Genomic DNA, 487 nt, shown 5'->3' with positions numbered 1-487 from the left:
GGCGTTATGTTACTTAAAGTCATAAGGAATATTCGAGGAAAAATAAATGAAAAAATTGTTTTGGTGTTTTTTGCTTTCTGTAATTTCGATAGGCTCATTTGCTGCTGAGCATTATCAAACTGGGAAAATCAAGAACTTAACTGTTACAACCGCCGGTATTATGATCATGATGGATACTGGGCAACCAGATAACTGTGCAGGAACTCCATATGGTTGGTTGTTCATCAAGCAAGAACATACAGCACTTACTTCCGTGATTCTGGCTGCTTGGGCATCTGGTAATAAGTCCGGTACCGTTTACACCACAGGAAGAGAGGGTGGTGTGGGTTACTGTTTAGTCAATCAATTTGATCCTGCTAATTAACATAACAAGAAATTTAAGAGTGATTCACAACGCTCGGCGCTTTCACTTCAAGCTAGTTTAGTGTTTATGGCACAATGCTTTAGGTCAGGTGGCTAGCGTTGTTCACACCTTAATTTGGCGTTA

The 487-nt window shown here is 40.0% G+C and carries 1 protein-coding gene; it reads left to right on the top strand.

The features are described from left to right. Positions 1-46 precede the first annotated feature (46 nt). Positions 47-364 (top strand): hypothetical protein, encoded by a 318-nt coding sequence (locus AACW06_RS20050; RefSeq protein WP_192076386.1) that lies wholly within the window; start codon positions 47-49, stop codon positions 362-364. Positions 365-487 lie beyond the last annotated feature (123 nt).

This window comes from Vibrio sp. S12_S33 (assembly GCF_963889785.1).
Taxonomy (GTDB): Bacteria; Pseudomonadota; Gammaproteobacteria; order Enterobacterales; family Vibrionaceae; genus Vibrio; species Vibrio aestuarianus.
The sequence above is the reverse complement of the archived record's forward strand: the minus strand, read 5'-3'. Positions and strand labels throughout refer to the sequence as shown.

Excerpts from the sequence above, each read along its gene's own strand:
- AACW06_RS20050 (WP_192076386.1), top strand. The coding sequence starts at position 47 with ATGAAAAAATTGTTTTGGTGTTTTTTGCTTTCTGTAATTTCGATAGGC.